Origin of the sequence: Streptomyces sp. NPDC035033, from assembly GCF_040636735.1 — a bacterium.
Taxonomy (GTDB): Bacteria; Actinomycetota; Actinomycetes; order Streptomycetales; family Streptomycetaceae; genus Streptomyces.
Window position 1 is genome coordinate 87,174 of sequence record NZ_JBEZUZ010000019.1, and the last position, 5,636, is coordinate 92,809.

At 75.2% G+C, this 5,636-nt stretch carries 4 protein-coding genes; 3 read left to right on the top strand and 1 reads right to left on the bottom strand.

Annotated features, from left to right (window positions below; translation table 11 throughout):
* Window positions 1-111 precede the first annotated feature (111 nt).
* Window positions 112-1,182, bottom strand: a complete 1,071-nt coding sequence (locus tag AB0E83_RS11285) for an LCP family protein (RefSeq protein WP_362108993.1) — start codon at window positions 1,180-1,182, stop codon at window positions 112-114.
* Window positions 1,183-1,665: 483 nt separating this feature from the next.
* Here AB0E83_RS11285 and AB0E83_RS11290 point away from each other — a divergent pair, with 483 nt between their 5' ends.
* From AB0E83_RS11290 to AB0E83_RS11300, 3 genes are all read left to right on the top strand, one after another.
* Window positions 1,666-3,462 (top strand): stealth family protein, encoded by a 1,797-nt coding sequence (locus AB0E83_RS11290; RefSeq protein ID WP_362108995.1) that lies wholly within the window; start codon window positions 1,666-1,668, stop codon window positions 3,460-3,462.
* On the top strand, window positions 3,462-4,409 hold the full coding sequence (locus AB0E83_RS11295) for a hypothetical protein (RefSeq protein WP_362108997.1): 948 nt from the start codon (window positions 3,462-3,464) through the stop codon (window positions 4,407-4,409). The genes AB0E83_RS11290 and AB0E83_RS11295 overlap by 1 nt, the downstream gene beginning before the upstream one ends.
* 13 nt (window positions 4,410-4,422) lie before the next feature.
* A partial coding sequence (locus AB0E83_RS11300; protein ID WP_362108999.1) for a glycosyltransferase occupies window positions 4,423-5,636 on the top strand: 1,214 nt, incomplete at its 3' end.

The window sequence follows — 5,636 nt, forward strand, 5'->3', positions numbered from 1 at the left end:
CCGGAGGGCGGGCTCCAGGCGGGCCCGGCCCGGGAGGAAGCCCAGCTCCATGAGGACCGCGACGCCCGCGACCTTGGACCGGGGCACCGGCGCGTCGGGCGCGGCGTCCGCTCAGCCGCCGGTGGCGGGGGACTTCTTCGCGGCGGCCGGGATCTCGGCGTCGGCGCGGATCGCCTTCCACAGCTGGGTGGCCTGCGGCTCGGCGGGGACCACGCGGTTCGGGTCCCGCTCGTCGTAGGCGACCGGCAGCATGATCGTCTCCATGTTCTGCGGGTCGACGCCGTCGAGGCTGCGGCCGAACTCGCTGAGCGCGGTGAGGGAGGCGAGCTCGGAGTCGGTGGTGAGCGCCTTGGTCGCCGAGTCGGCGATCTTGTACGTCTTGGCGGGGCTGCCCAGCAGGTCCTGGTTCTTCACCTCGGTGAGCAGCGCGGTGAGGAACTGCTGCTGGAGGGTGATGCGGCCGAGGTCGGAGCCGTCGCCGACGCCGTGCCGGGTGCGGACGAAGGCGAGCGACTGGGTGCCGTCGAGCTTCTGCCGGCCGGCGTCGAGGTGGAGGCCGGTGTGGTCGTCGTCGATGGGGCGCCGCACGTCGACGGTGACCCCGCCGATGGTGTCGACCAGGTCCTTGAAGCCGGCGAAGTCGATCTCCACGAAGTGGTCGAGGCGGACGCCGGACATCGACTCCACGGTCTTGACCACGCAGGCGGGGCCGTACTGGGCGTAGACGGAGTTGAACATCACGCGCCGGGCGGAGGGGGCGGTGGTGCCGTCGCCGCGGGCGCACTCGGGGCGGGTGACCAGGGTGTCGCGCGGGATGCTGACGGCGACGGCCTGGGTGCGGCCCTCGGGTATGTGGATCACCAGGGTGGTGTCGGAGCGGCCGCCGCCGACCGCGCCGCCGGCCAGGTCGCCGTTGTCGCCGGCGCGCGAGTCGGAGCCGAGGACCAGCAGGTTCTGCCCGCTGGTGGGCAGCTTCTCCGGGCGGTCGTCGCCGAGCGCCTCGGTGAGGTCGACGCCCTTGATGTTGCCGTCGATGCTGCTGTACGCCCAGTAGAGGCCGCCGCCCGCGGCGAGGAGCAGGACCAGGAGCGTCAGCAGGACGATCCGGCCGGTGCGGCGCTTGCGCGGGGCGGCGCCGCGGCGTCCGCCGACGGCCTCGGGCGTGCGGGTGTCCTGGCTCATCGTGTGCGGTTCCTCGGATTCTGGTGACCGTTCGGGCGCTCGGCGGCGCCCGCGCCTCCGGTGCGCCGGCGCGGCGGCACGGCGGCGCGCGGGGTGAGTGAGCGTGGAGTATAGGCAGACGCTCGGACGGGTGTGCGACACGGGGTGACGGGCCGGGGACTCCCCGGGATCTTTCGGGGACCCATCAGCGCCCCATCAGGGACCAATCGGGGCAAGGAGGGCCGTTCACATATCGGCTGCGTAACAGGAGGCCGAATAAGGCCGCTGTAAGTTGTCCGAAACATGGCTCGGATGTGAAGATCCGGTGCGAGCGGCGAGTCGTGCGTGCGAAGCGCGCTCGCGTTCGTCCGGACCCGCCGCGGTCCGGCACTTCGGGGGGCCGGAGTTCAGCGTTGAGTCCGGGACTGGTCAGATCCGGGCACGTGCGTGGTTCCGGGCGCATGCCGCGCATGCGTGTGGAGTGGAAATGGTGGGCTGAGCACGGTGGCGACCTCTCGCAACCCCGAATCCAGCGCGCTCGTCTCCGCCTACCGGAACCTGGTGCCCGTCCGCGCCCGGCGCCGCATCGTCGCCGGCATCCCGCAGCCCGTCCGCCAGTCGGTGGCCCGCACCCTCACCCAGATCGACTCCGCCCGCTCCGCCGTCGTGGCCCGCGCCGTCGCCGGACGCCGGACCGGCGAGGCCGAACGCGGCACGGTCCGGGTCGTCCAGGACGCCGGCCGCCACCTGCGCGCCCTGGAGATCCCCGGCATCACCGAGTGGGCCGCCCGCGCCCGCAACCTCCACCTCCTCGTCGGCCTCCTGGAGGACGCCGGCCTCCCGTACTTCTGCGTCCGCGGCACCGCCAAGGGCCTCCCCGCCGTCGCCGTCCCGGCCCGCCTCCGCGAGGAGGCCGAGGACCTGATCGCGCACGCCTGCGGCCAGGAGCCCTGCTACGTCGGCGGCGGCGCCGGCGACATGCGCCCCGGCGCCCAGCCCGCCACCTGGCGCCGGCTGCGCTCCGCCGCGGTCGTGCGGATCGCCTGGGTCGTCTGCGACCCCACCGGCCGGCTCGTCTTCGGCGCCGGCTCCGGCTGCGACCTGGAGTTCTGGGAGGAGGAGGACGGCGAGCTGGTCGCCCCCCGCCCCAACCGGGTGGTCGCCCAGGCCCCCGCCGACGCCCCCACCGTGACCGCCCCGCAGGCCCTCTTCAGCCCGGTGCCCGGGCGGTACACCACCGGCCACGCCCGCACCCTGCCCGAGTTCACCGCGCAGCTGCCGGAGGACCACACCTTCCCCGTCGACGTCGTCTACACCTGGGTGGACTCCGACGACCCGGTCTGGCGCGACAGCAAGGAGAGCACCCGCCGGCTCCTCGGCCTCGCGGCCGGCGGCGGCCCCGCCCTGCACGAGCAGGCCGCCAACGACGCCCGCTTCACCAGCCGCGACGAGCTGCGCTACTCGCTGCGCTCGATCCACCAGTACGCGCCCTGGGTGCGGAACGTCTTCCTGGTGACGGCCGGCCAGGTGCCCGGCTGGCTCGACCTCGACCACCCCGGCCTCCGGGTCGTCGACCACCGGGAGATCTTCTCCGACCCGGCCGCGCTGCCCACCTTCAACTCGCACGCCATCGAGAGCCAGCTCCACCACATCCACGACCTGTCGGAGCACTTCCTCTACCTCAACGACGACGTGTTCTTCGGCCGGCCGACCCCCCTCGGGCACTTCTTCCACGCCAACGGGCTCAGCAAGTTCTTCACGTCCAAGGCGCTCATCCCGACCGGCCGCGCCCTCCCCGAGGACCTCCCGGTCAACGCCGCCGGCAAGAACAGCCGCGGCCTGATCGCCCAGCAGTTCGGCACCTTCGTCTCGCAGAAGATGAAGCACACCCCGCACGCCCTGCGCCGCAGCGTCCTCGACGAGATCGAGCGCACCTACGCGCGCGCCCACCACACCACCCAGCACGCCCGCTTCCGCTCCCCGCAGGACGTGCCGATCGCCTCGTCGCTGCACCACTACTTCGCCTACCACTCGGCCCGCGCCACCGTCGGCGACCTGCGGTACGTCTACATCGACATCGGCGACCGGGCCGCCCAGCAACGCCTGGACCGGCTCTCCGCCCGCCGCGACTTCGACACCTTCTGCATCAACGACACCGTCGTGCCCGAGGACCGGGACGCGCAGGAGCGGATGGTGCGGCGCTTCCTCGACGACTACTTCCCGGTGCCGAGCCCGTACGAGCGCACGGACGCCGTGGGGCTCCCCACCCGCCGACTGACCGACCTGGGATGTGCCTACTGATGGGCTCCATACGCACGCGCCTGGGCCGGGCGCGCCGAGCCGCCGTGCACCGGATCGCCGTCCCGCTGCGGGCCCGGCTGCTGCGCTCCGTCTTCCTCCCGCTGCGCGGCCGCCGCTCCGCCCGGGTGCTGTACGCCGCCGTGCTCGACGGCCAGACGATGAACCTGCACGCCGAGCTGCCGGCCGCGGCCCGCGCGGCGGACGGCGCCGAACTGCTCCTCGGCCGCGGCCGCTCGCCGCACCGCAGCCCGGCCCGGGTGCACACCGACCGCTCCGGCCGCGTCCTCGTCGACGCCGCCGTGCTGCTGGGCGCCGGGACCGGCGGCGTCCCGGTCAGGACCGGCGCCACCCGGCTGCGGCTCAGCGTCCGCACCGGCCGCCGCACCCGCAGCTATCCGCTGCTGCTGGTCGAGGGCCCGCACACCTACCGGGGCACCACCCGCCCCATGGCGGCCTCCCCGATCAGCGGCGACCGCTACCGGATCGGGCGCTCGCTCACCGGCAGCGCCCGGCTGCGGCACGCCCCGGCCCGCCCCGGCGCCGAGGTGGTGGACGTCCACATCGAGCACGCCCGGATCGACGTCCGGCTGCGGCTGGTCGGGCTGCCGGCCGAGGACCCCTGGTGCGAGTTCGTCGCCTCCGGCCGGCGGATCCCCTGCGCGCTCACCGAGACGGAGCCGGGCGTCTGGCGGGCCGAGGCCCCGCTGGCCGGGATGTACCCGCTCTCCGGCCGCCGGGAGCACTGGGACGTCCTGCTGCACTCGGGGGAGCGGCGCCCCCACCGGGTGGCGCGGCTGCTGCACGACCTCAGCGACCCGCAGCGGGTGCTCGCGATGCGCCCGGTCGTGGTGGCCCCGCGCAAGGACGCGCTGATGTCGGTGGAGCCCCGCTACACCCCCGCCGGGAACCTCCGGTTCACCTGCCGCCGCGTCGAAGAGACGGCCTGAGGAAGCGCACACCGTGAAAATAACGTTCCTGCTCCCTGCCGTCGACGTCCTCGGGGACCCCGAGCGCGCCGTGCTCCACCTGGCGTCCGAACTCGCCGACCGGCACGAGGTCTCCGTCCTCAGCCTCCTCAAGGCCCGCCGCCGCAGGTTCGCCCCCGCCGACCCGCGCGTGCCCGTCACCTTCCTCGTCGAGGCCGCCGGACCCCAGCGGCGCCCCGTCCGCGAGGGCGGCCCCGACGCGGCCCTCGCCGCCGCGCTCGCCGCCCGCCCCAGCGAGGTCGTCGAAGGCCGCCGGGACGACGCCCACAACCGGCTCACCGACATCGAGGCCGAGTACGCCCTCACCACCCTCACCACCGACGTCCTCGTCACCACCACCCCCGGACTGATGGCGCTCGCCGCCCGCTCCGCCCCCGCCGACACCCTCCTCGTCCACCTGGAGCAGGACGCCTCCGAGGTCGCCGGGCCCGCCGCCCACGAACCGCTGCTGCGCCACACCGCCGGCTTCGACGCCGTCGTCCTGCCCGGCCCCCGCTCCCACGAGTGGTACGCCGAGACCTTCGGCGCCGCCGCCCCCCGCCTCCACGTCGTACCCCCCTCGCTGCCCGAGGGCTTCCGCCCCCGCTCCACCCTCCGGACCCGGATCGTCACCCTCGCCGCCCGCCTGGAGGAGAACGCCGGCGTCGCCGCGGCCCTCGCCGCCTGGGCCCGGGTCTCCCCGCTCCACCCCACCTGGACCCTGCGGATCCTCGGCGACGGACCGCTCGGCGGCGCCCTGCGCCGCCGCCGCGACCAGCTCGGCCTGCACGGCACCGTCCAGCTCGTCGGCGAGGCCACCCACCCCGCCGAGGAGTGGGCCAAGGCGTCGATCGCCCTCAGCACCGCCCGCTCCGACGCCGTCGGCCACTCCCTGATGGAGGCCCAGGCCGCCGGCGTCCCCGTCGTCGGCTTCGACGGCCCCGGCGTCGTCCGCGACGTCGTCGCCGACGGCCGCACCGGCCTGCTCGTCCCCGTCGACGACACCGAGCTCCTCGCCGACCGGCTCGTCCGGCTCGTCGAGGACGAACGGCTCCGCCTCGACCTGGGCGCCGCCGCCGCCGAGCGCGCCGCCGGCTTCGCCCCCGCCGGCGCCACCGCCCGCTGGGAGGAACTGCTCACCGCCCTCGCGGCCGAACGGGCCGGCGGCCGGCGCGCCGCCGCCCGGGCCGCCCGCGCCGCCGCCCGGGC